The organism is Arthrobacter sp. alpha11c, from assembly GCF_054149985.1.
In genome coordinates this window covers 3,995,497-4,019,255 of the sequence record NZ_CP196747.1, presented here as the reverse complement: position 1 = coordinate 4,019,255, position 23,759 = coordinate 3,995,497, and the positions used below count along the sequence as shown (strand labels likewise).

Sequence of the window (23,759 nt, the reverse complement as noted above, 5' to 3'; positions counted from 1 at the left end):
TCTAGCCATCCTCCTGTGCTCCGCGCTGGCAATTGCAGTCCCGCCGCCCCGCGCTACAGCTGCCGGACCAAACGTGCCGCTTCCCACAGTAGTCACCCGTACTTCGCCAGCCACGGTGGGTCCCGGGAGTGTTATCTCCTTGTCCTTCACACTGAGCGGTCCTGCGAAAGAAGTAGGTTTCACCTACGTCAATGAGGACACCTTGGAGCAGGCCACCCTCTACGGACCTACCAGCCAGCTATCCGGGCCCTACAGCGCGCAAGCCAAAGTGCCGGTGGATGGGAGCGCCTTCCAGCGAACCGGGCGCTACAAACTCCTCAGCGTCAACATCATGCTCCCCCTGGGCCAGGGGGTTGTCCGCTACGGCCGCGACGGCAATATCATCTTCCTCTCGCAAGGGCTGGAAGCACCAACGCAGCGGCCGGGGGCCTTGGACGGCGTGGACTTCGCCGTGAACAATCCCAATTTCCCGTTGGTGGACAATCCAAATATCAAGCCGCCAACCATCACAGGCGTGGCACGCTACGACCAAGTGCTGACCACGGACAACGGCTCTTGGACCCAGCCGCCCACCGGCTTTGCCTACCAGTGGCTGCGCAACGGCCAGCCGATCCCTGGAGCCACGCTCAACAATTACCGCATCGCAGAAGCAGACCTGGACCAGACCCTCTCAGTACGGGTCACGGCCACGAGGGCAGGCTACCGGGCTGTGTCGGCATCCTCGCTCCCACTGACGCCCACGTCACCCATCACAGCTACCGCTCCCACGCTCCAAGGCAGGCTGATCGTCGGAGAGAAGCTCACCGGCGTCTTCAACGAGGGCAGTGTCTCCAGCGGGACAGTCGGTGGGCCCGTAACCGTCAGGTACGAATGGGTGCGCAACGGTACCGTGATCGCCGGTGCCACGACGAAGACTTACACGCTTCAGGCAGCGGATCGGGGCGCCGTCGTTGGTTTCCGGGCAGTAGTCCAAGCGGGCAATCCTGTGACGGCCACGCGTCCGTTTACGGTCTTCGGCCGCACCGTGGCTCGGAACAAACCGCACACAACAGGTTTCGACGCCGGGGCCTCCATGGATCTGTTTGCGCGCAATGCTGCGGCGAACCTGCTTCTGTACCCCACTGATGGCGCAGGCCACTGGCAAGCTCCCCGGACTATCGGCTTTGGTTGGGACGTGTTCGATCTCGTCTTCAACGGCGGCGACTTCGACGGAGACGGTTTCAATGACGTCATCGCCAGGGACCACGATGGGTCACTGTTCCTGTACCCGGGCAATGGGACTGGCGGCTGGCTTCCGCGCAAGCAGATCGGCTGGGGCTGGGACGTCTTCGATTCGATCATCGCCGCAGGCGACTTCTCGGGCGATGGCAACAACGATGTCCTCGCCCGCACGCCTCTGGGCGCCTTGGTGCTTTACCCAGGCAACGGGACAGGCGGCTTCAAATCCCCCGGCGCGGTAGGCCAAGGGTGGGACGCCCTCAGCCAGGTCTTCTCCCCCGGCGACTTCGACGGCGACGGCAACCCTGACGTCCTGGGCCGTGACAGCGCAGGAAACCTGCGGCTCTACGGCGGCAACGGCAACGGCGGATGGACAACCGCCCGGTCCATCGGCACAGGCTGGAACGTCATGTCCCGCATTGGTGGGGCCGGCGATTTCAATGGAGATGGCTTCAACGACGTCTGGGCCATCGACGCCGCCGGCCAGCTGAACATGTACTACGGCAGCGGCATCGGAGGATGGAAAGGCGCCGGAGTTGTTGGCTGGGGCTGGGGCGGGTTCACGGCGGTTTTCTAAGCCGAATTTGGTTGCGTTTTGGGCTTGACTTGTCTTTTGCGTGAATTTTTGCCAGCAAATTCCCAGACTGTCGGTGTCTCCATGTACTCTCAAGGCACTTACACCCGCCGGCCATCTGCGACCGGCCTAATTTGGGGGAACCATGGGGAGCACTCCTCTGCGCCGCGTGCGCAGCTGGCTGGCCGCATTTATGGGCAGCGTTATTTTGGTCGGCGGGCTGGGTTTGGCACCAGCAGCCCACGCCGATGACACGTTCGCACCGGTACCTGTAGCGGTCTCCACGACGCCAGACGCGATCAGCGCTGGAGGGCAGGCAACATCACGCGTTACCTTCCAGGCATCCGGTCCGATTACCGACGTTTACGTCCTGTTCCGGAATACAGCAACGGGCAAGCTCCACACGACGATGACGCAGGGCTCGTACAGCGCAGCAGATTCGACGTACTCGTTCGACGTCTTCTTTGCACAGGGGACCCCGCCGGGAACCTACCTTGCCCAGTACATGCAGGTTCAAACCGCGGCTGGCCAGGAAGTTGGTTACTGGCGCGACGGTTCCTTGATCCACAACCCCGGCAACCTCCCCGCGTCCGGAACTGCGGCCGTAGCCTTGGACGCTTTGGACTTCAACTACGTGACTCCCGTAGACATCGATCGTCCCCACACTTCCGGCTTCTACCGCGCCGAGTATTGGGATTCGTACACGATGAGCCTGTACGTCCGGGACTCCTGGGGCCGCCTCGGCTTGTTCCCCACCGGTGGAAACGGCACGTGGCAGCAGGCATATGAAGTCGGCTCGGGGTGGAACATCTTCAACACGATGTTCGCTGCCGGCGACTTCAACAACGACGGCGAGAATGACGTGATCGCCCGTGACAGCGCCGGCTCGCTCTTCCTCTACCCAGCCGGCTGGCACGGCGGTTGGTACCCGAGACAACAGATCGGTTGGGGCTGGGGGATCTTCAGCACCATCTTCGCGGCGGGCGACTTTAGTGGGGATGGCAATAACGACCTCCTTGCCCGCAAGTCTTCCGGTGAGCTCGTGCTGTACCCGGGCAACGGCCAAGGCGGCTTCCTGGCTGCTTCTACCATCGGCTGGGGATGGGGCGGCATGACTTCGGTGTTCTCCCCGGGTGATTTCGACGGCGACCACAAGCCTGATGTCCTGGCCCGCGATGGCGCCGGAAACCTGGTCTTCTACGGTGGCAATGGTCATGGCGGCTGGACCACGAGCCGTGTGATCGGCCAGGGCTGGAACGCCATCACCAAGCTCGGCGGCGCGGGCGACTTCGACGGCGATGGCGCCAACGACGTCTGGGGCATCGACACCTCAGGTCAGATGCGCATGTACTACGGCAGCGGCTCAGGCGGGTGGAAGGGCTCCGCTGTAGTTGGCTGGGGCTGGGGCGGCTTCAACGCTGTCTTCTAAGCTCACCCGGCGACCACGGCCTCGCTAACTCCCAACCGCGACCAGCTGTATTCTGCTCTCATCACCTTCGCATGGCCGCCTCGGCCAACTTTCTTCATGAGGAAATCTTGAACTCTCGCAATGCTCCGCGCTTCAGCGCGCCTAACCGACTCCGCAGGCTGTCTACTTTGCTTGCTGCGTCCGCCTTGGCCGGTGCTCTCATCGCCCCGGGCTTGCCCGCTCAGGCTGCAGTTCCTGTTCTGGCCGCGCCGATGCGGCAGATCTACATGGCGCCACCGGAACTCACCGGGGAACCTGCAGTCGGCGGACTTCTCAAGGCCGACCTTAGCTGGTCCACGCCGATGGTCGTGCCAGAAGGCGGAAGCCCTTCGCTCTCGTTCTACTGGACGCGGGACGGCCAAGTCATTCCCGGGGCCACCGGTCAGACATACAGGGCTACAGCAGCTGACTACGGTCGTGTTGTGACCGCTTTCGTAACGGTCACCTACGATGTCGAGTCAACTTTGACCCTTCAGGCCCGTGAATCGCTGCGGATCGCCGCCAAGCCCCGCGCTCGTGGATTCAACGGGGACAACACCATGGATATCTTCGCCCGCGACGCGGCCGGCCGTCTCTTGCTGTACCCGACTGACGGCCGGGGACATTGGCAACCTACCCAGGTCATCGGAACCGGCTGGAATGCCTTCAACCTTTTGTTCTCTCCGGGTGACTTCGACGGCGACGGCACCGTTGACGTTATGGGACGCGATGCGCAGGGTCGGTTGTACCTGTACCAAGGAAACGGGTCCGGCGGTTGGAAGAAGGCACTCCAGATCGGCCAGGGCTGGAACGGATTCACGGCCATTTTTGGTGCTGGCGACTTCAACGGTGATGGTACGAATGATCTCATTGCAAGGGACGCATCGACCAACCTTGTCCTCTACCCCGGCAACGGGCACGGCGGTTGGCTGCCTTCGTACACCATCGGTTGGGGGTGGGGCCGATATGACTCACTAATGAGCGTTGGTCACTTCGAAGGCAGAAGCGATTTGCAGGTTGCCGCGAGGGGCCAATACGGCAATCTGATGGTCTTTTCCAGCAGCCGCAATGGGTCGTTCGAGCGCTACACGGGATCGACGGTCGGTTACGGCTGGGAGGCCCTCACCACGATCGGCTCTGCAGGCGACTTCAACGGTGACGACAAGATCGACGTGTTTGGCATCGACCGCAGCGGCCAGCTCACCATGTACTACGGCAATGGCGCGGATTACCTGGCCCAGGGACTGCCTGGTAGCTACTGGCTAGGTCAATCAGCGGTCGGTTGGGGCTGGGGTGGCTTCACCGCCGTCTTCTAAGCCGGCTACACCACGCTCTTGATCTTCACCACGAACACGGCGCCCAGCAATCCGATGACTGCGGCGGCTACGTACAGCGAGACGTAGCCGCCCCAGTACGTGACAAACGGGAAAGCAATGAGCGGGGCAACCACCTGCGGCAGCGAGTTCGCCACGTTGATCACGCCCAGGTCCCTGCCACGGTCCAGTGCAGTCGGCAGGACCTGGGTGATCAGCGCGAAGTCCACGGCCAGATAGGCTCCAAAGCCGATACCCAGGACGAGCGCGCCCGTAATGGCGCCGGCCCACGTCGGCGCAAACCCGAGAATCAATGACGCTATGGCGATGATCACGGACGACGCGATCACCAAGGGCTTCCGCTTGCCCATCCGGTCGCTCACTGTCCCGCCGATCACGCTGGTGATGATCACCATGACCGCATAAAGGCCGGTCAGGATAAGCACTCCGAACGCAGGTTCGATGCCCTCGGTTTCCTTCACATGCACGGCATCGCTGAGGAAGAACAGCAGATAGAGCGTGACCATGTGGTTACCAATATTCACCAGCAAGCGCGTGAGCCATGCCCACGCGAAATCCGGGTAGCGTTTCGGGGAGACCCAGAAGCCTTGGAAAAACCGCGCAAGACTGAACGGAGGGCGCGCCTGGGCTGGAAGCGGCTGGTCGTCATTCTTGAACAGATAAAGCACGACGCCGGCCAGCAGCGCCGCTGCACACACCAGGTAGCCTGCGGCAAAGTTTCCAGCCACGACGGCGGCAATCACCGCGCCCGCCAGGATGCCAACTGTTTGTCCCATGGCTGCCAAACCACCGACAGTGCCGCGTTGGGGCACTGGAACGCGGTCTGGAATCGCCGCCGTGATGGCAGCGTAAGCGCCGTTGCATCCAGCCTGCACGAAGCACCACAGCACCGTCATGACGGCGACGTTCGGCGCTCCCGCCAGTCCTACGAGTGCCACTGCCCCTAGGATCGCTCCCACGAGGACCCACGGAACGCGGCGTCCGAAGCGGGACACAGTCCTGTCACTGAAAGCGCCGAACAAGGGGTTGGCCACCAAAGAGACGGCAGCGCCGCAGCCCGTGACCAGAGCGAGGATCGCTTCTTTTTGGGCTTCGTCAAAGTGCGCCGCCTGCTGCCCAAGGAGTACCTGGATGGGGCCGAAGAATGCCGCATTGATGCCCACGTTGATGAGCACGACGCCAGTAATCCACAGGGTGCGGACCCGGTCCACTGGTTCGGCGAGAGCTGTGGCCGTGCCGCCCCGGACTATGGCGGGGTCCGGTACAGGACCAGGCAGGTCGGACAGGCTCATGGCAGGTTCCCCCTAGATTGAACGTCTGGATTCAGATTAGCGCGGGTGAAGGGCATGGAACCGAAGTTCAGCTCAGTTATCCACATAGCCCACGACGTGCCCGTGCCGCTCACGTGGCGCACGCGTTAGTGTGGCCTCAAACGTATGGAGGAGAAGGACATGAGCGAGCAGATTAATACGGCTGATCTCTATGACGATCGAGGCGAGGAATTGGAGTCGGTTGCAGTCCAGTTCCAGAACCTGGGCGGTCACACGCACTTCAGCGGACAGGTACGTACCATCAGGTGCTTCGAGGACAACGCCCTGGTGAAGACAGTCCTTGGGACGCCCGGCGAAGGAGCCGTTCTGGTGGTTGATGGCCAAGGATCACTGAGGACTGCCCTTATGGGAGACATGATCGCTGAAAGTGCTGTGGCCAACGGCTGGTCAGGCGTGATTATTAACGGAGCCGTCAGGGATCGTGAAGCCCTTGCCCGCTTGCCGCTAGGCATCAAGGCGCTGGGCAGCAACCCGAAGAAGAGCGCTAAGACGGGCGTAGGTGAGGTTGATGTCCAGCTGGTGATCGACCGGGTGAGGATCCAACCCGGAGTAATGATCTACAGCGACCCGGATGGCATTCTCGTGGAACGCTGACCCCGGAACTGGCCGACTTACGAAAGTTGTTCAAGAAACATTCTTCTTCCGGGAATCAAACAGGCATTAGGATAGTTACTGAAAGCAACTATCCTGCTTAAAATCCACTTTTCTGCCACCTCTGGAGAAGATATGTCCAAATCTGCGCCCGTCCGGGCCGCCGGCGAGGTCCTGACCCATCGTCAGACGCTCACCGTCATGGTGGGACTCATGCTCGGCATGTTCCTGTCCTCACTGGACCAGACCATTGTGTCGACGTCCATCTACACCATCGCCAACGACCTCGACGGCTTGTCACTCCAGGCCTGGGCCACCACCGCGTACCTCATCACTTCTACTGTGAGTACGCCGCTCTACGGCAAGCTCAGTGACATCTTCGGGCGCCGTCCGCTGTACTTGGCAGCCATCCTGATCTTCCTGGCCGGATCCCTCTATGCCGGGTCGGTCCATTCCATGACGGAGCTTGCGATCGCCCGTGGCGTGCAGGGCCTTGGCGCAGGTGGCCTTTTGGCGCTGGCACTGACCATCATCGGCGACATCGTTGCTTTGAAGGACCGGGCCAAGTACCAGGGCTACTTCATGTCCGTATTCGGTATCTCCTCCGTCCTTGGTCCTGTCATCGGCGGCGCTTTCGCGGGAACATCGACCATCCTGGGCTTCGACGGCTGGCGCTGGGTATTCTTCATCAACCTTCCCATTGGCCTGGCGGCACTCACTGTGGTCTTTATGTTCCTTCACCTGCCTGCACGGCATGTGAAACAGAAGATCGACTATTGGGGCGCGGCAGCCATCACCCTGGCAATCGTTCCGCTCCTTCTTGTCGCTGAGCAGGGCCGGTCCTGGGGCTGGGCATCGGGCGCATCCTGGCTCTGCTACGGGCTTGGCGTCGTTGGCATAGTGGCCTTCCTGTTCGCAGAGATGCGGGCAGGGGACTACGCACTGATCCCCTTGCGTCTCTTTAAGAACGCAACCTTCGGTTTGTCATCCCTGCTGAACTTCATCATCGGCATCGGCATGTTCGGCGCCATTGCCATGCTCCCCATGTACTTGCAGCTGGTGAAGGGCCTCACCCCCACCGAAGCCGGCCTGATGATGATTACCTTCACCGTGGGCATCCTGTTCGGTTCCATCAGCGCCGGGCGCACCATCTCGTCGTCGGGCGTTTACAGAATCTTCCCCATCCTGGGTACGGCAATCCTGACTGGCGCCGCACTCGTCATGGGCCTGGTGCTCGGCGTCGATACGGGCCTCTGGGTTCCCGGACTCATTGCCGTGTTCTTCGGCGTCGGCTTGGGCTTCTGCATGCAGCCGTTGACACTTGCCATGCAGGTATCGGTACCGCCCAAGGACATGGGCGTCGGAACCTCCACCGCGGCATTCTTCCGTTCCATGGGTGGAGCCGTGGGCACGGCCGTGTTCATCTCCATGCTGTTCAGCCTGGCCGCGGACAAGATCGCCGATGGCATGAAGACCGCTGCTTCCAGCCCGGACTACCAAGCGGTCATGAAGGATCCTGCCGTTGCGGCGGATCCTGCGAATGCCAAGCTCTTCGATTTCTTCAAGAATGGCGCCAACAACGATTCCCTGAACGACACCAGCTGGCTTCACGCAGCCAACAGCACCCTCACTCGGCCCATCACCGAGGGCTTCGCACAGTCAATTGACACTGTGATGCTCACGGCAGCTGGCCTGATGCTCATCGCCTTCCTCATCAGCTTCGCGTTGCCCAACAAGAAGCTCATGGATCCGAAGGCGGCAGCCAAGGAATCCGTTCCCGCCCACTGAGACTGGAGAAAATGCTTGGACCCTTGAACGGTTCAGTCATTTCGACAGAGGGAATGGCAGGCAGTCCGCGGACCACCTGCCATTCCTTTTGTGATTGTTACCTACTTTTCTGAGCCCATGCCGGCGAGGGACCTGGCCTGAGCTTGCGAAGGCTGGGAGCCGGTGGGGATCATGGGGATGCGGACGCCGCGTTCGTTGGCGACTTCGACGGCGCGGTCGTAGCCGGCGTCGACGTGGCGGATGACGCCCATGCCGGGGTCGTTGGTCAGGAGCCGTTCGAGCTTCTCCGCGGCCAGGTCCGTTCCGTCAGCGACGGAAACCTGCCCGGCGTGCAGGGACCGGCCAATACCGACACCACCACCGTGATGGATCGACACCCACGTAGCACCCGAAGAGGTGTTCAGCAGGGCGTTCAGCAACGGCCAGTCAGCTACCGCGTCCGAGCCGTCGGCCATGGACTCGGTCTCCCGGTACGGGGAGGCAACGGACCCGGAGTCCAGGTGGTCACGGCCGATCACGATCGGGGCCTTGACCTTGCCCTCCTTCACGAGCTGGTTGAACAACAGGCCGGCCTTGGCCCGTTCACCGTACCCGAGCCAGCAGATACGTGCCGGCAGGCCCTCGAACTCCACCCGCTCCGCCGCAGCGTCAAGCCACTTGTGCAGGTGCGTGTTCTCCGGGAACAGTTCCTTAATGGCCTTGTCCGTGACGGCGATGTCTTCCGGGTCCCCGGACAGGGCGACCCAGCGGAACGGGCCCAGACCTTCGCAGAACAACGGACGGATATACGCCGGGACGAAGCCGGGGAACTCAAACGCCCGGGTGTAGCCGCCCTTGCGTGCCTCATCACGGATCGAGTTGCCGTAATCAAACACCTCGGCACCGGCGTCCTGGAACTCCACCATCGCCTGGACCTGGCGGGCCATGGACGCCTGGGCCTTCTTCGTGAACCCTTCCGGATCCGCCGCGGCCTCGGTGTGCCACTCCGCCACCGTGATGCCCTCCGGCAAATACGACAACGGGTCGTGCGCGGACGTCTGGTCGGTGACCACATCAAAGGTCACTTCCCCGGCCTTGTGCCGGCGGAGCAGTTCCGGGAACACTTCCGCGGCGTTGCCCACATACCCCACCGACCAGCCACGGCGCTCGGCCTTGGCCTTCTGAACCTTCGCGATCGCAGCATCCAGATCCGTTTCGACCTCATCCAGGTACCGCTTGCCCGCACGGCGGCGCAGGCGGGTCTCGTCCACGTCCACGATCAGGCACGCACCATCATTCAACGTCACCGCCAGCGGCTGGGCACCGCCCATCCCGCCACAACCACCCGTCAACGTCAGCGTCCCCGCCAGGGGTCCCTCAGTTGAGCCTTCAGCGGCGGGGGCCGGGTGGCCGGCGGGTGCAGGGTGGCCGGCGGTGTTCTGCCTGGCGGCCGCGAGCTTGTTCCCCACCGCTGCGAACGTCTCATACGTGCCCTGCAGGATGCCCTGCGTGCCGATGTAAATCCAGGACCCGGCCGTCATCTGCCCGTACATCATCAGGCCCTCAGCCTCCAGGCGGCGGAACTCAGGCCACGTCGCCCAGTCCCCCACCAGGTTCGAGTTCGCCAACAACACCCGCGGAGCCCACTCATGGGTGCGGAACACACCCACCGGCTTGCCCGACTGCACCAGCAGCGTCTCGTCCTTCTCCATCGTCTCCAGCGTCCGGGTGATCGCATCAAACGCAGCCCAAGACCGCACAGCACGGCCCGTGCCACCGTAAACCACCAAATCATCCGGACGCTCAGCGACCTCGGGGTCCAGGTTGTTCATCAACATGCGCAACGGCGCCTCGGTCTGCCACGACTTGGCAGTAAGCTCAGTACCCCGCGCGGCCTTAACCGGACGGGCACCAGTAGTGAAATCGGCGGGTGCCATGATGACTCCTTCGTGAAATATCCATGGAACGTTTGATCCATGGTTTGTCTCCAAGCACAGGGAACTTCATATCTGAGTCTCTTTATGCCCACGAGCTACTGATCTAAGTAGGCCGGATTTTCCTAGGTTGAGGGAGGAAAAAGCGAGCATCCTGTCCGAAGTACCGGACGATGGAAGGGATGATGAAGCACTCATCGCTTTGGGATGGCAGGGGGTGCTAAACGAACGCCGCAAGTCCCGTGATCGCCCGGCCGGCCACCAAGGTGTTGATTTCATACGTCCCTTCGTATGTATAGATGGCCTCCGCATCGCAGAAGATCTTTGCCATCTCGTAGTCAACGGCCACCCCGTTGCCACCGAGGACACTGCGGCCGATGGCGACCGACTCGCGCATCCGTTTTGTGACGAATGCCTTTGCCATCGCCGAATGCTCGTTCTTGGACCTGCCTTCGTCCTCGAGCTGGGCCAGCCTGACCATCATGCCCATGGAACTTTGGGCGTTGGACAGCATGGTGACAAGTTGTTCTTGGATCAGCTGAAAGCTCGCGATGGGCTTGCCGAATTGGTGGCGTTCTACTGCATATTTGCGTGCCACATCAAAGGCGGCCATTTGAAGTCCCACGGCTTGCCAACCGACAGTGGCACGTGTGCTCTTCAGGACCTTGTTGGTGTCACGGAAGCTGTTCGCTCCCGCGAGCTTCATACCGTTGGGGACGATCACGTCTTCCAGAACGATGTCGGCGTTCTGCACCGCGCGCAATGCTATTCGGTTCGGAATAAGCGTCGCCCTGAACCCTGGCGTTGACGTGTCTACGAGGAAGCCCTTAACTTGCTCATCGTGGGTGTCCTTGGCCCAGACAATCACATAGTCCGAAAACGTCGAATTGCCGATCCATCGCTTTTCGCCGTTGAGGATCCAGTTGTCCCCATCCCGACGCGCCGTGGTCCGAGTCCCTCCGGCAACATCTGAACCAGCCAACGGTTCAGTAATGGCAAAGACGCCAGTCTTTTTGAGGGAGTAGAAATCCGGTAGCCAGTCAGCCTTCTGCTCCTCGGAACCCAACAGCTCAATGGAACCCGTGAACAAGCCGTCGTGGCCACTGAAGAATGTCCCGAAGGACGCGTCAACCCTGTGGATTGCCGCCGTCAACATGCCGGCAAAAAGGTGGGAATGCCCCTGTCGGCGGACAGGACTGATGATGTCGAGTTCTGCAACCTTGGGAATCAGGTGTTGGGGAAACTCGCTACGGTTCCAGTGGTCAGCTGCTACTGGGCGGACCTCCGCCTCAAGCCAGCTCCTTATCTCATCCAGACGGCAAGATTCGTTGGCGGGAAGCATCGATTCAAAGTGGAAGAAGTCCCCATCGGAATAGGGGAGATCTACCTTGGCAACAGATTGTGTAGTCATGCGGTCCTCCATTGAAGGCGTGTACGGGAAGGTGGTTTCAATGAACGGCCAGAAGGGAGCGTCTCGGGAAGCTTCAGCGTTCGGCAGTCTTTTCTGAAGGTATACGTCGGAGGACCGCGAAATGGCTCAGGTCACAGTTTTCGAGACATCGTCCGAAATACCGGACGGAACGTGACTTGTTTTTCGTGATGTAAAACACCGATCGTGCTCAGATGGATCGCAGGTAGGGGGACCTGGACTCTCCGTTCAAATAATTAAGGAACACCATGCAGACAGCAACAAATACTGGGGCAGGCGGGACACGGGTCGAGCGGCGTTCCATCGACTTCGTTCCCGAAAACGAACGCCATGGTTCACCAGCCCAGCAATTTACTTTGTGGTTTGGGGCCAACATGCAGATCACTGCGATCGTTGATGGCGCCTTGGCGGTACTTTTCGGAGCAGACGCGCTATGGGCCATTATCGGCCTCTTAATCGGCAATCTTCTGGGTGCTGCAGTGATGGCGCTGCACGCCGCCCAAGGACCGCGTCTGGGACTGCCACAGATGATTTCCAGCCGAGCACAGTTCGGCATCCTGGGTGCAGTAATTCCCCTGATTTTGGTTGTCATCATGTATCTCGGCTTTGCCGCCACTGGAACTGTGCTTGCCGGCCAGGCAGTGGATCAGATCCTGCAGACGGGCACACCCGCTGTGGGTATGGTGATTTTCGGCGCCCTAACAATCCTTGTAGCAACATTGGGTTACCGGTACATCCACCTCATGGGGCGCATCGCGACCGTTGCCGGCATCCTGGGCTTTGGATATCTGGGCATTCGTTTGTTTACCAGCCATGATGTGGGTGCGCTCCTCGGATCCGCTGAGTTCCAGTTCCCTACATTCCTGTTGGCCGTTTCACTCAGCGCTGGGTGGCAGTTGACATACGGCCCTTACGTTGCTGATTACTCCCGTTATCTCCCATCAAAAACGCCGGTACGCCAGACCTTCTGGGCATGCTACCTGGGCACGGTTATCGGCTCTCAATGGTCCATGACTCTCGGCGCGCTCTTCGCCTCCCTTGCCTTGCCGAAGGGTTCGAGGTTCCTGGACGGACAGGTTGCATTCCTTGGAGGGCTCAGCGGTGGAGGTGCTATAGCGCTGGTAATTTACTTGGTCATCGTCATCGGCAAACTGACAGTCAACACGCTCAACGCCTACGGCGGATACATGACGATGCTCACGTCCGTTACGGCGTTCACAAGAAAGACCAAGGTGGCAACGTGGACCCGCTTCGCGTATGTCGTGGGCTTCATTGGACTGTCCGTAGTCATTGCTGTCGTCGCCTCACCGGATTTCATAGCAAACTTCAAGAACTTCGTGCTGCTCTTGCTGATGGTCTTCATCCCGTGGAGTTCCATCAATCTTGTTGATTACTACCTGGTTTCCAAGGAAAAGGTGGATATCCCGGCACTCTACGACTTGAACGGACGGTACGGGCGGTGGAACAAGACTGCGTTGCTGTCCTACGCTGCGGGTATTCTCGTCCAGATACCATTCCTGGCCCAAGCCCTGTACACCGGTCCGATGACTGAGCTGCTGGGCGGAGCCGACATCTCCTGGTTGGTGGGACTGGTTGTGACAGCATCCCTGTATTTCCCCTTGGCTAAGCGGAATTCGACCGCCCCGAGCGAAATGATCTATCCCGTCGACACTGTCCCTGCCGGAGTGGGCACAGCCCTAAACCACTAAAGCGTTAGCTCGCCCAACAAAGCGCGGCGAGGAGATGCAAAACGAGCAGTTGGGCGCCCTCAAGGCGCCCAGCTGCTCGTTTTCGTCAGTTGTGGGTTCCAAGCCTCCGTGAGATCTCCCGGGCACACCGATTAACCTCTGGGATCCAGGTCCGGGCAACGTCTTCGATCCTTAATGCCCTCTCCTCAGCCGACTCGTCGTCGTTTCTAAGACGCCTCTCGCTCGGTAGGAATGCCCGGTTAGAAACAGTCAACGTCACGCTTGCTACGGGATATCGTTGCCTATCCAGTACAGCAACGGCCACGGAGGAAAAGCCCTCAGTAATCTCGTCCTGCTCCCAGGCGTAACCGAGGGTACGCGCTCTTGCCAAGAGATCCTCCAGTGCGGGCACTGATTGAGGACCATTGCTGTTCCGGGCCGAAAAGGCTTCCGGGCCAGGAAAGAGCGCCGAGACTTGGGCACGGTCCATCTGCGACATCATTGCCCTTCCGCTCGCGGTCAAATGAGCGGGCAGCCTTACCCCGGTATCCGTCACCAGGGGACGCTGCCGGGGAGCACGTTCCTCAATGACATAAACGACGTCCCTCCCATGCATCACCGCGAGGTGTGCTGTCCGCCTCGTACGGGCGACCAGTCGCTCCAATGGAAAGCGCGCTATGCGCTGAAGAGGGGCCTGACGCGAATAGCCGGTCCCCAGCTCGTGGGCCGTAACTCCGAGCGCGTACTTTCTCTCCTCGGGAAGATGCAGCAGGAATCCATCATCAATCAACGCAGAGATCAGTTGATAAGCAGTGGACCGAGGCAGCCCTACGTCCCTCGCAATTGCTGAAGCGCTCACTGGTCCCGCTTGACCGGCAACGTACCTCAGCACGGCAAGTACCTGCGCGGCAGCGGGCGCTTTCGATCTCGGCAAAGCTCCGTTCATGTCCGAAGCATACTCCTCGTATCGTCCGGTATGTCGGACAACTTGGAGGTCCTTCGCTTCATTCCAAAAGGGCGTGCTGCTGAGATGGAACCAAGAAGACCTGCCAATGTAAGGAACACAAATGACCACCACGCAAAGAGTCTCTTCCGGCCTTCTGCCCAAGCACGATGGCCAGCCGGAAGACGCCACAGTGTCTCGATCTCAAGGCGCACTCCACGGTATCCGGGTCCTGGATCTTTCCCGTGTCCTCGCTGGCCCCTTCTGTGCAATGATCCTTGCCGACCTTGGCGCCGAGGTCATCAAGGTTGAGAGTCCCGAGGGGGACGACTCGCGCCACTTCGGCCCAAGCGTCAACGGCCAATCAGGCTACTACCGGCTGTTCAACCGAAGCAAGTACGGCATCACCCTTAACTTGAAGGACGATGAAGATTGCAGCACTCTCGTCGATCTTGCCAAAACAGCGGACGTCCTGGTTGAGAACTTCCGTCCCGGAGTCATGGAACGCCTCGGCATCAGCGCAGGAAAACTACGGCAGATCAATCCGCGTCTCATCGTGGTGAGCATCAGTGGATTCGGCCAAACCAGCAAGCTTCGCAACGCCCCCGCCTATGACTTGATCGCCCAGGCCATGAGCGGTCTCATGTCGGTCACCGGCTGGCCTGATGGCGAGCCGACGCGAGTGGGAGTCAGCCTCGGTGACGTCATTCCTGGAATTTATGGGGCTACTGCCGCACTGGCCGCTCTTCAGGAACGCCACACCACCGGAAAAGGCCAACACATTGACTTGGCGATGCTGGACAGCCTGGTTTCCATTTTGGAATCCGTAGGCATGCGCGCCCTGCACGGAGAAGAACCTACAGCCTGCGGAAACGACCACGCCATGTCCACGCCATTCAGCACTTATAAGACGATGGACGGCTCAATTGCCATAGCCATTGCAGGCGACCGGCTGTTCCCCAGGCTAGCGGCGGCTCTCGACCGCAGCAGGTGGCTCTCCGACACGAGATTCAGCCACCAGACAGCGAGGAACAGGCATTCAGCAGAGTTCCGCATTGAGTTGGAAGATGCCCTTGGCGCCTTGGCAACAGTGGAAGCCGTAGCCCTGCTGGAGCACCATCAGGTTCCTGTCGCCCAGGTGCGTTCCGTTACAGATGCCCTTACCAATGAACACGCTCAGGAGCGAGGCTTAGTGGCTGTGGAAGAAGACGGGTTCGCTACGCTGGCGTCCCCCTTGCGTCTAACAGGGTCCGTGCCGCCACGCCCTGCTCCCCGGCTTGGTCAACATAACCACCTTATTTCCCAATGGACTGGCAGGACGGTCGGAAACCGGCGCTAGGACCGTGGACCCGAGGGTGCTGTCTTGAAAACTAGCCAAGACGGCACGGGCGTTTGGCTCCGGACGCACGCACCGTCGTCGTCCATTGCGTTCAAGTAGTGGTCTCAAAGGCCGCTTTCCGCAGCCCGAACAGAAGATTCAGCCCTCCCAGCCCATTCCCAGCCACCCATCAGGATCCGTGCGTTAATTTAGTGAATGCACGTCATCTGAATCCCCTTGACTGGAACTTGGCGGATGGGGCGTGCCACACTGTGTAGCGCGTGTGCACCGGCGTCCCCGTCGGAACAGCCGACGACGTCCCGCACCGTGAATCCCACACCACCATTCCCAAGGGAGACCCATGTCCAATCCCAGCACCGTAGGCGTGCCCCCAGTGTCCAGGAAAGTGATCGGCCTGGCCGTCGCTGGAGCGGTGGGCGGCTTCCTGTTCGGCTTCGATTCTTCCGTGGTTAACGGTGCCGTGGACGCCATGAAGGACGAATTCCTGATGAGCGAAGCCGTCACTGGCTTTGCTGTCGCCGTCGCCTTGCTGGGGTGCGCCCTGGGAGCCTACCTGGCCGGCAAGGTCGCCGACCGCTACGGCCGCATTCCGGCGATGAAGATCGGCGCCCTCCTGTTTCTGGTGAGCTCCGTAGGAACAGGGCTGGCATTTGGTGTTTGGGACCTGATCTTCTGGCGCTTGGTGGGGGGCTTGGGCATCGGCCTTGCTTCGGTCATTGCCCCGGCCTACATTTCCGAGATTTCCCCTCGGCACGTGCGTGGCCGTTTGGCGTCGCTTCAGCAGCTCGCCATCACTACCGGTATTTTTGCCGCACTGTTGTCCGACGCCGTCCTGGCCAATTCCGCCGGCAGCGCCGGCAGCACGTTCTGGCTCGGGATGGAAGCCTGGCGCTGGATGTTCATCGCGTGCGCCGTGCCGGCCGCCGTGTACGGCTGGATCGCGTTCCGACTGCCTGAGTCGCCGCATTTCCTGGTGCTCAACGGCAAGGAAGACCAAGCTCGAACAATCTTCGATACCCTCATCCCCAACGACGATACTGAACGTCACATCCGCGACATCCGCGAATCCATCCAGCAGGACCAGCTGTCCACCAAGAAGGGCTCGCTACGTGGCAAGACATTCGGCCTGCAGGCAGTGGTGTGGATCGGCATCATCCTTTCCGTACTGCAGCAGTTCGTTGGCATCAACGTGATCTTCTACTACTCCACCACGCTGTGGAAAGCGGTCGGCTTCCAGGAGAAGGACTCCCTCACCATCTCTGTTGCCACCTCGGTGACCAACATTTTGGTGACTCTGGTAGCCATCGCGTTGGTGGACCGCATTGGCCGCCGCCCCATCCTGCTGACCGGCTCCATCGGCATGGCTGTCTCGCTCGGCGTCATGGCGTTGGCCTTTTCCTCCGCTGTTGGCACGGCCTCCGAGATCAGCCTCCCCGGCGCTTGGGGCCCGGTTGCCCTCGTGGCGGCGAACGTCTTCGTGATCAGTTTCGGTGCTTCCTGGGGCCCGCTCGTGTGGGTGCTGCTCGGCGAGATCTTCCCGTCCCGAATCCGAGCCCGCGCGCTGGGACTGGCGGCGGCCGCGCAATGGATCGCCAACTTTGCCATCACGCTCAGCTTCCCCATCATGGCGGCGGGTTCGCTGCCACTGACGTACGCCTTGTACGCTGCGTTCGCTGCGGCGTCGTTCTTCTTTGTGATGTTCAAGGTTCCCGAGACGAACGGGATGTCCCTGGAGCAGGCTGAGACGCTCTTCGTTCCCAAGGGCGCACCGGTAGCGCCGCTGTCGGTCACGTCCAACGAGCCGAAGTAACACGAAAAGGCCCGACGGATTCCGTCGGGCTTTTTCGTGGTTAAGGGCGGGACTACACCAGGTGCGGTTCGTGCGACCTCAGGTACCCGCGGCCTCCGAAGGCAATGAGAATCGCAATCACCATGGCAACGGCACCGGCATAGAAGGGCACCTGCGGCCCAAAGTGCTCGCCCAGCTGGGCGGCGGCGAACGGGGCCAGGGCACCACCCATCCACCGCACAAAGTTGTAGCCGGCGGATGCGACGGGTCGCGGAGAATCGGAGACGCCCATGGCCAGTTCGGTGTAAATCGTATTGTTGATGCCCAGCAGGGCACCGGCCACGATGACAAGCACGACGACCGCAGTCACCGAGTGCCCGGCAGCAAGTCCCAGCCCAAGGAGGTCGAGCATCAGCGCGGCCAAGGTGCCGGTCAGGACCTTTACGGCGCCGAAGCGCTTCTGCAGCACGGGAGCCACGAACACCGAGAACACGGCAACGGCAACGCCCCAACCGAAGAACACTCCCCCGATGCCGTATGCGTCCATTCCGAGGATGAACGGCGTGAAGGCGAGGATGGTGAAGAAGCCGTAGTTGTAGAACAGGGCGCTTGCTGCCGTGGTGCTGAGGCCCTTGTGTCCCAGCGCAAGGAGCGGATCCCGCAGACGTGACTTCCTGGCGGGAGCGGGCGTCTTGGGAAGCAAAGCCAGCAGTGCGATAAAAGCAGCAGCCATGAGGACTGCGGTTCCAAAGAACGGTGCCCGCCACTGCCAGCCGCCCAACAATGCCCCAAGAAGCGGGCCCAGCGAGATACCCAGGCCGAGCGCCGCTTCGTAGAGAATGATGGCCGTTCCGGTACCCCCACTGGCCACGCCAACGATCACGGCGAGCGCGGTCGCGACAAAGAGGGCGTTACCCAATCCCCAACCAGCACGAAAACCCACCAACTGCTCAACACTGCCGGACAAGCCGGACAACGATGCGAACACCACGATCACGGCCAGCCCGATCAGCAGCGTCTTCTTGCCGCCGATGCGCGAGGACACGAAGCCGCTGATCAGCATCGCGATCGCCGTCACCAAGAAGTAGCTGGTGAATAGCAAGGAAACTTCGCTGGTGGACGCGTCCAGGTTCTTGGCGATTGCCGGCAGAATCGGGTCCACGAGTCCGATGCCCATGAACGCGAATACGGCTGCGAGCGCGGTGGCCCACACGGCCTTCGGCTGTTTGAGGAATGAAGCCTTTTCAGCTTCGAGGGTGGTTTCTGTAGTTGTCTCGGCGCTTTCTGAAGCGTCAGCCAGCTGGCGTGACATTCAAGGGCTCCTTGTCGGTGCGTTTGGTTCTGATTAGTTCTGGAATGAGCTGTTGAGTTTGCTGATGATGGGGAGCGCCGCGGCGAGTTGCTCGATTTCATCGCTGCTCAGCTCTTGGAGCAACCCAGCTACCATCGCGTTTCGGCGTTGGTTGGCAGATTCGACGGCGGCGGTCCCGGCTTTGGTGATGACCACTTGGACTGCGCGGGAGTCGTTGGCATCAGGCTGCCGGCTGACGAGGCCTGAGCGTTCGAGCTTGATGATCTGCTCGGTGGCGCTGGGGACCTTGATCCCCAGGTTCTTGGCGATGTCACCCACGCGGAGTCCGCCGTCGGAAATCATGGAGAGCAGGCTGAGTTGAGCTGCGGTGAGTTCACCTTCCGGATCCAGGCGGCGGAACATGTACACGCCCAGGTGCAGCGACTCGCGGAATTGCTGCGCTATATGGAGAAGCCGGGGGTCGGAAGCCGAAGTGCTCGTCATATTTAGGTAGCCTAATTGTTAGGGTACCTAAGAGTCAAGCTCAAGTGGATCAGAGCTTCAACTTCATGCCCTCATGGCTTGCGGCAAAACCCAAGCGCTCATAGAAACGGTGTGCCGCCGCGCGGGACTTGTCGGTCGTCAACTGGACCAGGGAGCATCCCCGCTCACGCGCCTGGTCGATGGCCCACTGGATCATCAGCGCACCCACCCCCTGCCCGCGCAGCGCATCGTCTACACGGACAGCCTCGATCTGGGCGCGCAACGATCCCCTACGTGACAGGCCCGGGAGATAGCTGAGCTGGAAAGTGGCAACAACCTCCCCGCCGAGTTCGCCCACCACCAAAAGGTGGGCAGGGTCGCCGTCGATCATTTCAAAAGCGCGCTCGTACGGCGCAAGATCGTCCAGATTTTCGCGGGTAGCGCCCAGCTGGTCATCCACCAGCAACGCAAGGATTCGCGGCACATCGGCCTTGGTAGCGCGCCGAAGACTGAAGGTTCCAGAGTCGACGGCGGCAGTCATCAAAGCGGGCGCGGCAGCAGGGTCTGTGGTCACCACCCCAGCATGCCACTTGAGTCAGAACCAAGTATTGCTAAGTACCGGTACTTAGTTCTACTATGTAGTGGTAGCTAGTAATACTGAGTAGCGAGGGAGGTGTCCGATGGGCAAGCAGATGACGGAGATGCTCAAAGGCACATTGGAGGGCATCGTGCTGGCCCTCCTGACCGGAAAGGCAGCGTATGGATACGAGATCACCACGCTGCTCCGGGAGCAGGGCTTCACCGAGATCGCTGAGGGCACTGTGTACGCACTGCTCGTCAGGATCGAACAAAAGGGGCTGGTGGACGTGGAAAAGCGCCCGTCTGAAAAAGGACCACCCCGCAAGGTGTACACGCTCAACGCACAGGGCAAAAACGAACTGGACGAATTCTGGAACACCTGGAGCTTCTTGTCCGAACGGCTTGAAGAACTCCGCAAGGAAGGAAACTGACATGGCAGCAAAATGGATCGAACTGGTGACCGGTTCGCTCGAACAGAAGAAGCAGTACAAGCAGGCCAAGGCGCGGCTGGATGCCTTGCCCGAGCCCTACGTCACGGTGGCCACGGCCTTCAACCGGTACCTCATGTACTACGGCGGGGTTACCGAAGGGGACACCATGGTGCAGATGTTCACGGATCTGGCGGACCTGTGGGAACGCGCCGCCATCGACGGAACACCCGTGAGCGGGATCGTCGGCGAAGATCCGATCGAGTTCGCCGAGGCTTTTGCCCAGGCCTACGGCGGAAAGCGGTGGATTGATAAGGAACGCGAGCGCCTCACGAAGGCTGTCGACAAAGCGAAGGAGGCTGAATCATGACCGCGGCAGCAATCCGGGTAGAGCGCATTGAGAAGTCCTACAAGGATCTCCATGTTCTGCGCGGGGTGGATTTTGAGGTAGCGTCGGGCAGCATTTTTGCCCTCCTCGGCTCCAACGGAGCAGGGAAGACCACCATGGTGAAGATCCTGTCCACCCTGCTCAAAGCCGACGCCGGCGCTGCCGCCGTCGAGGGTTTTGATGTCGCCACCGAGTCGCTCCAGGTGCGGCAGTCCATCAGCCTCACGGGGCAGTTCGCGGCAGTGGATGAAGTCCTGTCCGGCAAAGAGAACCTGATCCTGGTGGCGAAACTGCGTCACCTGAAAAACCCGGGCCGGATCGCAGATGAGTTGCTGGCGCAGTTCAGCCTCAGCGATGCGGGCTCCCGCAAAGTGGCGACGTACTCCGGCGGCATGCGTCGCCGTCTGGACATCGCCATGAGCCTGATCGGCAACCCGAAGGTGATCTTCCTGGACGAACCGACCACCGGCCTGGACCCCGAAGCCCGCCTCGAGGTGTGGCACATCGTGAAGAACCTCGCAAACCGAGGGACCACGGTCCTGCTCACCACCCAGTACCTGGATGAAGCTGAGCAACTCGCGGATCGAATTGCGATCCTTCATGAGGGCCGCATTATCGCGAACGGGACGCTCGCCGAGCTCAAGCAACTGCTGCCGCCGGCCAAGATCGAGTATGTCGAGAAGCAGCCGAGCCTGGAGGACATCTTCCTGGCCATGGTTGGTACTGGTAACAACGAGTCAGTAAAGGACAGGTCATGAGCACCCACTTCTTCGCCGACACATCCGTGCTGCTGGGCCGCTCAATGCGGCACATCTTCCGCAGCGTGGACACCATCATCACCACCGCGATCACCCCGATCGCCCTCATGCTGTTGTTTGTCTACGTGTTCGGCGGCGCCATCAGGACCGATACGGACAACTACGTAAACTACCTCTTGCCGGGCATCATGCTGATCGCCATCGCGTCCGGCATCGCCTACACGGCAGTCCGGTTGTTCACGGATATGCAGAGCGGTATCTTCGAGCGGTTCCAGTCCATGCCGATCGCACGCTCTTCGGTTCTGTGGGCCCACGTCCTCACGTCGCTGGTAGCCAATGGGCTCTCGCTGGTGATCATCGTCCTGGTGGCGCTCCTCATGGGATTCCGCACCTCGGCCAACGTGCTGGATTGGCTGGCCATTGCGGGGATCCTGGCCCTCTTCACCTTGGCACTCACATGGATCGCCATCATCGCCGGCCTCTCGGCGAAGTCCGTGGACGGCGCCGGCGGGTTCTCCTACCCGCTGATCTTCCTGCCGTTCATCAGCTCGGCCTTCGTCCCGACGGAGACCATGCCCGGCCCGGTCCGCTGGTTCGCCGAGAACCAGCCGGTCACCTCCATCGTGAACACCATCCAGGACCTGTTCGCACAGCGCCCCGTTGGCGGCGACATCTGGGTTGCCCTGGCCTGGTGCCTGGGGATCCTCGTGCTCGCCTACGCTTTCGCGGCGGCAGCGTATCGGCGGCAGATCGCCTAAGGACTTGGCGTTTGAACCAGGCCTAAGCTCCCCCGTTTTCCGCAGGGGAGCTTTCGCCGTGAGAGCCGATTAGCCATTGGTCAGACATTAGCTATAGCTTTATCGAAACAGATTTGTAACGGCCGTCACCATTTTGGTGGGCTCTTCGAAGGGTTCTTGAACTAATGTCCGATCAGACAACACAGGCGCAGACCGGCGTCTCCAGCAGGGACAGCGAGCCCCACCTGTCACGCTCGCTCAGCAACCGCCACATCCAGCTCCTTGCCATCGGCGGGGCCATCGGAACCGGCCTCTTCATGGGCTCGGGCAAAACCATCTCCGTGGCCGGGCCCTCCGTGATTTTCGTGTACATGATCATCGGCTTCATGCTCTTCTTCGTCATGCGCGCCATGGGCCAGCTCCTGTTGTCCAACCTGAACTACAAGTCCTTCAGCGACTTCGCCGGCGATCTCCTTGGCCCGTGGGCAGGCTTCTTCACCGGCTGGACCTACTGGTTCTGCTGGGTGGTCACCGGTGTTGCGGACGTTATCGCCATTGCCGGCTATGCCAATGAGCTGTGGCCAGGCGTTCAGCTGTGGGTCCCGGGAATTGCGACCATCATCATCCTGCTCCTCCTGAACCTCCCCACCGTGAAGGCATTCGGCGAGACCGAGTTCTGGTTCGCACTCATCAAGATCGTTGCAATCGTCGCGCTGATCGTCGTCGGCCTCGTCATGATCTTCACCGGCTTCCAGTCCAACGCCGGCACCGCCAGCTTCACCAACCTCTGGAGCCATGGCGGGTTCTTCCCCAAGGAATTCATGGGCTTCGTGGCCGGCTTCCAGATCGCTGTCTTCGCATTCGTGGGCATCGAGCTGGTGGGCACCGCCGCTGCAGAAACCAAAAACCCGGAGCACAACCTGCCCCGCGCCATCAACGCCATCCCGCTGCGTGTCATGCTCTTCTACGTAGGCGCCCTCATCATCCTCATGTCCGTCACCCCGTGGACCGAGTTCAAGGCAGGACACAGCCCGTTCATCGCCATGTTCTCCCTGGCAGGCCTCGGCATGGCGGCAACCGTGGTCAATCTCGTGGTGCTCACCTCGGCCATGTCTTCGGCCAACTCGGGTATCTACTCGACCTCGCGCATGGTGTTCGGCCTGGCCAACGATGGCGACGCACCCAAGGTCTTCGGCCGCCTCTCCAGCCGCAAAGTACCCCAGAACGCACTGTTCCTGTCCTGCGTCCTGCTGCTGGCCGGCGTCGTACTCCTCTACGCAGGCAAGGACGTCGGCGCGGCGTTCGACATGGTGACCACGGTGTCCGCGGTCTGCTTCATGTTCGTCTGGTCCATCATCCTTGCCAGCTACCTCGTGTACCGCAAGCGCCGTCCCGAGCAGCACGCGGCGTCACCGTTCAAGATGCCCGGCGGCATTCCGATGGTGTGGGTTGTTTTCGCCTTCTTCGCGTTCCTGGTCTGGGCCCTCACCACGCAGCCGGACACGCTCACGGCCCTGCTGGTGACGCCTATCTGGTTCGCGGTTCTTGGCATCGCTTACGCCGTGGTCCGCAAATCACCGCTGCACCAGGCGCGCGTGGCGGAATGGAAGGCGATGGCGGAAGCCGAAACGGCGGCAGCGCGCTAACCCCTCCCGACGTTCTCTCACATCCCGCGGGTTTTTGGGCGATCTTCTCTCACATCCCACGGGAT

General features: G+C 60.9%; 20 protein-coding genes. 13 read left to right on the top strand and 7 right to left on the bottom strand.

Annotated elements, in window-relative coordinates:
• Nucleotides 1-73: 73 nt before the first annotated feature.
• The 3 genes from ACTAQJ_RS18665 to ACTAQJ_RS18655 all read left to right on the top strand — a co-directional run bounded on the left by ACTAQJ_RS18665 (nucleotide 74) and on the right by ACTAQJ_RS18655 (nucleotide 4,555).
• Nucleotides 74-1,795, top strand: a complete 1,722-nt coding sequence (locus tag ACTAQJ_RS18665) for an FG-GAP-like repeat-containing protein (protein WP_498698385.1) — start codon at nucleotides 74-76, stop codon at nucleotides 1,793-1,795.
• A 142-nt stretch (nucleotides 1,796-1,937) separates the two neighbouring features.
• Nucleotides 1,938-3,221, top strand: a complete 1,284-nt coding sequence (locus tag ACTAQJ_RS18660; protein WP_498698383.1) for an FG-GAP repeat domain-containing protein — start codon at nucleotides 1,938-1,940, stop codon at nucleotides 3,219-3,221.
• Between the two features lie 107 nt (nucleotides 3,222-3,328).
• Nucleotides 3,329-4,555 carry an FG-GAP repeat domain-containing protein gene (locus ACTAQJ_RS18655; protein WP_477515485.1) on the top strand — a complete coding sequence of 409 codons (1,227 nt, stop codon included), beginning with the start codon at nucleotides 3,329-3,331 and terminating at the stop codon, nucleotides 4,553-4,555.
• A 5-nt stretch (nucleotides 4,556-4,560) separates the two neighbouring features.
• On the opposite strand, the gene ACTAQJ_RS18650 is transcribed toward ACTAQJ_RS18655, so the two are convergent.
• Nucleotides 4,561-5,865: an MFS transporter gene (locus ACTAQJ_RS18650; RefSeq protein WP_498698381.1), complete on the bottom strand. Its 1,305-nt coding sequence runs from the start codon at nucleotides 5,863-5,865 to the stop codon at nucleotides 4,561-4,563.
• Between the two features lie 159 nt (nucleotides 5,866-6,024).
• Here ACTAQJ_RS18650 and rraA point away from each other — a divergent pair, with 159 nt between their 5' ends.
• Together rraA and ACTAQJ_RS18640 are read left to right on the top strand one after the other, a co-directional pair.
• Nucleotides 6,025-6,498: a ribonuclease E activity regulator RraA gene (gene rraA / locus ACTAQJ_RS18645; RefSeq protein WP_477515483.1), complete on the top strand. Its 474-nt coding sequence runs from the start codon at nucleotides 6,025-6,027 to the stop codon at nucleotides 6,496-6,498.
• 132 nt (nucleotides 6,499-6,630) lie between these two features.
• Nucleotides 6,631-8,283: an MDR family MFS transporter gene (locus tag ACTAQJ_RS18640; RefSeq protein WP_431117030.1), complete on the top strand. Its 1,653-nt coding sequence runs from the start codon at nucleotides 6,631-6,633 to the stop codon at nucleotides 8,281-8,283.
• A 101-nt stretch (nucleotides 8,284-8,384) separates the two neighbouring features.
• Here the strand turns inward: ACTAQJ_RS18640 and hutU are convergent, their stop codons facing one another.
• Nucleotides 8,385-10,199, bottom strand: a complete 1,815-nt coding sequence (gene hutU, locus ACTAQJ_RS18635) for a urocanate hydratase (protein ID WP_498698375.1) — start codon at nucleotides 10,197-10,199, stop codon at nucleotides 8,385-8,387.
• 217 nt (nucleotides 10,200-10,416) lie between these two features.
• Nucleotides 10,417-11,607, bottom strand: a complete 1,191-nt coding sequence (locus ACTAQJ_RS18630) for an acyl-CoA dehydrogenase family protein (protein WP_498698372.1) — start codon at nucleotides 11,605-11,607, stop codon at nucleotides 10,417-10,419.
• A 266-nt stretch (nucleotides 11,608-11,873) separates the two neighbouring features.
• Here ACTAQJ_RS18630 and ACTAQJ_RS18625 point away from each other — a divergent pair, with 266 nt between their 5' ends.
• Nucleotides 11,874-13,334: a purine-cytosine permease family protein gene (locus tag ACTAQJ_RS18625; protein WP_498698369.1), complete on the top strand. Its 1,461-nt coding sequence runs from the start codon at nucleotides 11,874-11,876 to the stop codon at nucleotides 13,332-13,334.
• An 85-nt stretch (nucleotides 13,335-13,419) separates the two neighbouring features.
• Here the strand turns inward: ACTAQJ_RS18625 and ACTAQJ_RS18620 are convergent, their stop codons facing one another.
• Entirely contained in the window at nucleotides 13,420-14,259 is an 840-nt protein-coding gene (locus ACTAQJ_RS18620; protein ID WP_431117037.1) for an IclR family transcriptional regulator, read from the bottom strand.
• A gap of 121 nt (nucleotides 14,260-14,380) precedes the next feature.
• Between ACTAQJ_RS18620 and ACTAQJ_RS18615 the strand changes: the two genes are divergently transcribed.
• A complete protein-coding gene (locus ACTAQJ_RS18615; protein WP_498698367.1) occupies nucleotides 14,381-15,595 on the top strand; it encodes a CaiB/BaiF CoA transferase family protein in 1,215 nt (404 codons plus the stop codon).
• A gap of 340 nt (nucleotides 15,596-15,935) precedes the next feature.
• On the top strand, nucleotides 15,936-17,405 hold the full coding sequence (locus ACTAQJ_RS18610; RefSeq protein ID WP_498698366.1) for a sugar porter family MFS transporter: 1,470 nt from the start codon (nucleotides 15,936-15,938) through the stop codon (nucleotides 17,403-17,405).
• A 52-nt stretch (nucleotides 17,406-17,457) separates the two neighbouring features.
• On the opposite strand, the gene ACTAQJ_RS18605 is transcribed toward ACTAQJ_RS18610, so the two are convergent.
• The 3 genes from ACTAQJ_RS18605 to ACTAQJ_RS18595 are packed head-to-tail and all read right to left on the bottom strand — an operon-like array spanning nucleotide 17,458 to nucleotide 19,699.
• On the bottom strand, nucleotides 17,458-18,696 hold the full coding sequence (locus ACTAQJ_RS18605; RefSeq protein ID WP_498698364.1) for an MFS transporter: 1,239 nt from the start codon (nucleotides 18,694-18,696) through the stop codon (nucleotides 17,458-17,460).
• 33 nt (nucleotides 18,697-18,729) lie between these two features.
• Entirely contained in the window at nucleotides 18,730-19,179 is a 450-nt protein-coding gene (locus ACTAQJ_RS18600) for a MarR family winged helix-turn-helix transcriptional regulator (protein ID WP_498698362.1), read from the bottom strand.
• Between the two features lie 49 nt (nucleotides 19,180-19,228).
• Nucleotides 19,229-19,699 carry a GNAT family N-acetyltransferase gene (locus tag ACTAQJ_RS18595; protein ID WP_498702220.1) on the bottom strand — a complete coding sequence of 157 codons (471 nt, stop codon included), beginning with the start codon at nucleotides 19,697-19,699 and terminating at the stop codon, nucleotides 19,229-19,231.
• A 139-nt stretch (nucleotides 19,700-19,838) separates the two neighbouring features.
• Here ACTAQJ_RS18595 and ACTAQJ_RS18590 point away from each other — a divergent pair, with 139 nt between their 5' ends.
• The 5 genes from ACTAQJ_RS18590 (at nucleotide 19,839) to cycA (ending at nucleotide 23,694) form a co-directional block, all read left to right on the top strand.
• Nucleotides 19,839-20,168 (top strand): PadR family transcriptional regulator, encoded by a 330-nt coding sequence (locus ACTAQJ_RS18590; protein ID WP_431117042.1) that lies wholly within the window; start codon nucleotides 19,839-19,841, stop codon nucleotides 20,166-20,168.
• A gap of 1 nt (nucleotide 20,169) precedes the next feature.
• Nucleotides 20,170-20,535 (top strand): DUF1048 domain-containing protein, encoded by a 366-nt coding sequence (locus tag ACTAQJ_RS18585; protein WP_498698358.1) that lies wholly within the window; start codon nucleotides 20,170-20,172, stop codon nucleotides 20,533-20,535.
• Nucleotides 20,532-21,311, top strand: coding sequence for an ABC transporter ATP-binding protein (locus ACTAQJ_RS18580; protein WP_498698356.1), 780 nt, complete (start codon nucleotides 20,532-20,534; stop codon nucleotides 21,309-21,311). The genes ACTAQJ_RS18585 and ACTAQJ_RS18580 overlap by 4 nt, the downstream gene beginning before the upstream one ends.
• Nucleotides 21,308-22,069, top strand: a complete 762-nt coding sequence (locus ACTAQJ_RS18575) for an ABC transporter permease (protein ID WP_498698355.1) — start codon at nucleotides 21,308-21,310, stop codon at nucleotides 22,067-22,069. The genes ACTAQJ_RS18580 and ACTAQJ_RS18575 overlap by 4 nt, the downstream gene beginning before the upstream one ends.
• 164 nt (nucleotides 22,070-22,233) lie before the next feature.
• The gene (cycA, locus tag ACTAQJ_RS18570; protein WP_431117046.1) at nucleotides 22,234-23,694 is read left to right on the top strand and encodes a D-serine/D-alanine/glycine transporter; all 1,461 of its coding nucleotides are present in this window, start codon (nucleotides 22,234-22,236) and stop codon (nucleotides 23,692-23,694) included.
• The last annotated feature ends 65 nt before the right edge of the window (nucleotides 23,695-23,759 follow it).

What these genes read in the sequence shown, in the direction of transcription:
- ACTAQJ_RS18625 (WP_498698369.1), top strand. Translation starts at nt 11,874, where the DNA reads ATGCAGACAGCAACAAATACTGGGGCAGGCGGGACACGGGTCGAGCGG.
- ACTAQJ_RS18590 (WP_431117042.1), top strand. Translation starts at nt 19,839, where the DNA reads ATGGGCAAGCAGATGACGGAGATGCTCAAAGGCACATTGGAGGGCATC.
- ACTAQJ_RS18585 (WP_498698358.1), top strand. Translation starts at nt 20,170, where the DNA reads ATGGCAGCAAAATGGATCGAACTGGTGACCGGTTCGCTCGAACAGAAG.
- ACTAQJ_RS18575 (WP_498698355.1), top strand. Translation starts at nt 21,308, where the DNA reads ATGAGCACCCACTTCTTCGCCGACACATCCGTGCTGCTGGGCCGCTCA.
- ACTAQJ_RS18660 (WP_498698383.1), top strand. Translation starts at nt 1,938, where the DNA reads ATGGGGAGCACTCCTCTGCGCCGCGTGCGCAGCTGGCTGGCCGCATTT.
- ACTAQJ_RS18650 (WP_498698381.1), bottom strand. Translation starts at nt 5,865, where the DNA reads ATGAGCCTGTCCGACCTGCCTGGTCCTGTACCGGACCCCGCCATAGTC.
- rraA (WP_477515483.1), top strand. Translation starts at nt 6,025, where the DNA reads ATGAGCGAGCAGATTAATACGGCTGATCTCTATGACGATCGAGGCGAG.
- cycA (WP_431117046.1), top strand. Translation starts at nt 22,234, where the DNA reads ATGTCCGATCAGACAACACAGGCGCAGACCGGCGTCTCCAGCAGGGAC.
- ACTAQJ_RS18640 (WP_431117030.1), top strand. Translation starts at nt 6,631, where the DNA reads ATGTCCAAATCTGCGCCCGTCCGGGCCGCCGGCGAGGTCCTGACCCAT.
- ACTAQJ_RS18580 (WP_498698356.1), top strand. Translation starts at nt 20,532, where the DNA reads ATGACCGCGGCAGCAATCCGGGTAGAGCGCATTGAGAAGTCCTACAAG.
- ACTAQJ_RS18620 (WP_431117037.1), bottom strand. Translation starts at nt 14,259, where the DNA reads ATGAACGGAGCTTTGCCGAGATCGAAAGCGCCCGCTGCCGCGCAGGTA.
- ACTAQJ_RS18605 (WP_498698364.1), bottom strand. Translation starts at nt 18,696, where the DNA reads ATGTCACGCCAGCTGGCTGACGCTTCAGAAAGCGCCGAGACAACTACA.
- ACTAQJ_RS18615 (WP_498698367.1), top strand. Translation starts at nt 14,381, where the DNA reads ATGACCACCACGCAAAGAGTCTCTTCCGGCCTTCTGCCCAAGCACGAT.
- ACTAQJ_RS18630 (WP_498698372.1), bottom strand. Translation starts at nt 11,607, where the DNA reads ATGACTACACAATCTGTTGCCAAGGTAGATCTCCCCTATTCCGATGGG.
- ACTAQJ_RS18610 (WP_498698366.1), top strand. Translation starts at nt 15,936, where the DNA reads ATGTCCAATCCCAGCACCGTAGGCGTGCCCCCAGTGTCCAGGAAAGTG.
- ACTAQJ_RS18600 (WP_498698362.1), bottom strand. Translation starts at nt 19,179, where the DNA reads ATGACGAGCACTTCGGCTTCCGACCCCCGGCTTCTCCATATAGCGCAG.
- hutU (WP_498698375.1), bottom strand. Translation starts at nt 10,199, where the DNA reads ATGGCACCCGCCGATTTCACTACTGGTGCCCGTCCGGTTAAGGCCGCG.
- ACTAQJ_RS18595 (WP_498702220.1), bottom strand. Translation starts at nt 19,699, where the DNA reads ATGACTGCCGCCGTCGACTCTGGAACCTTCAGTCTTCGGCGCGCTACC.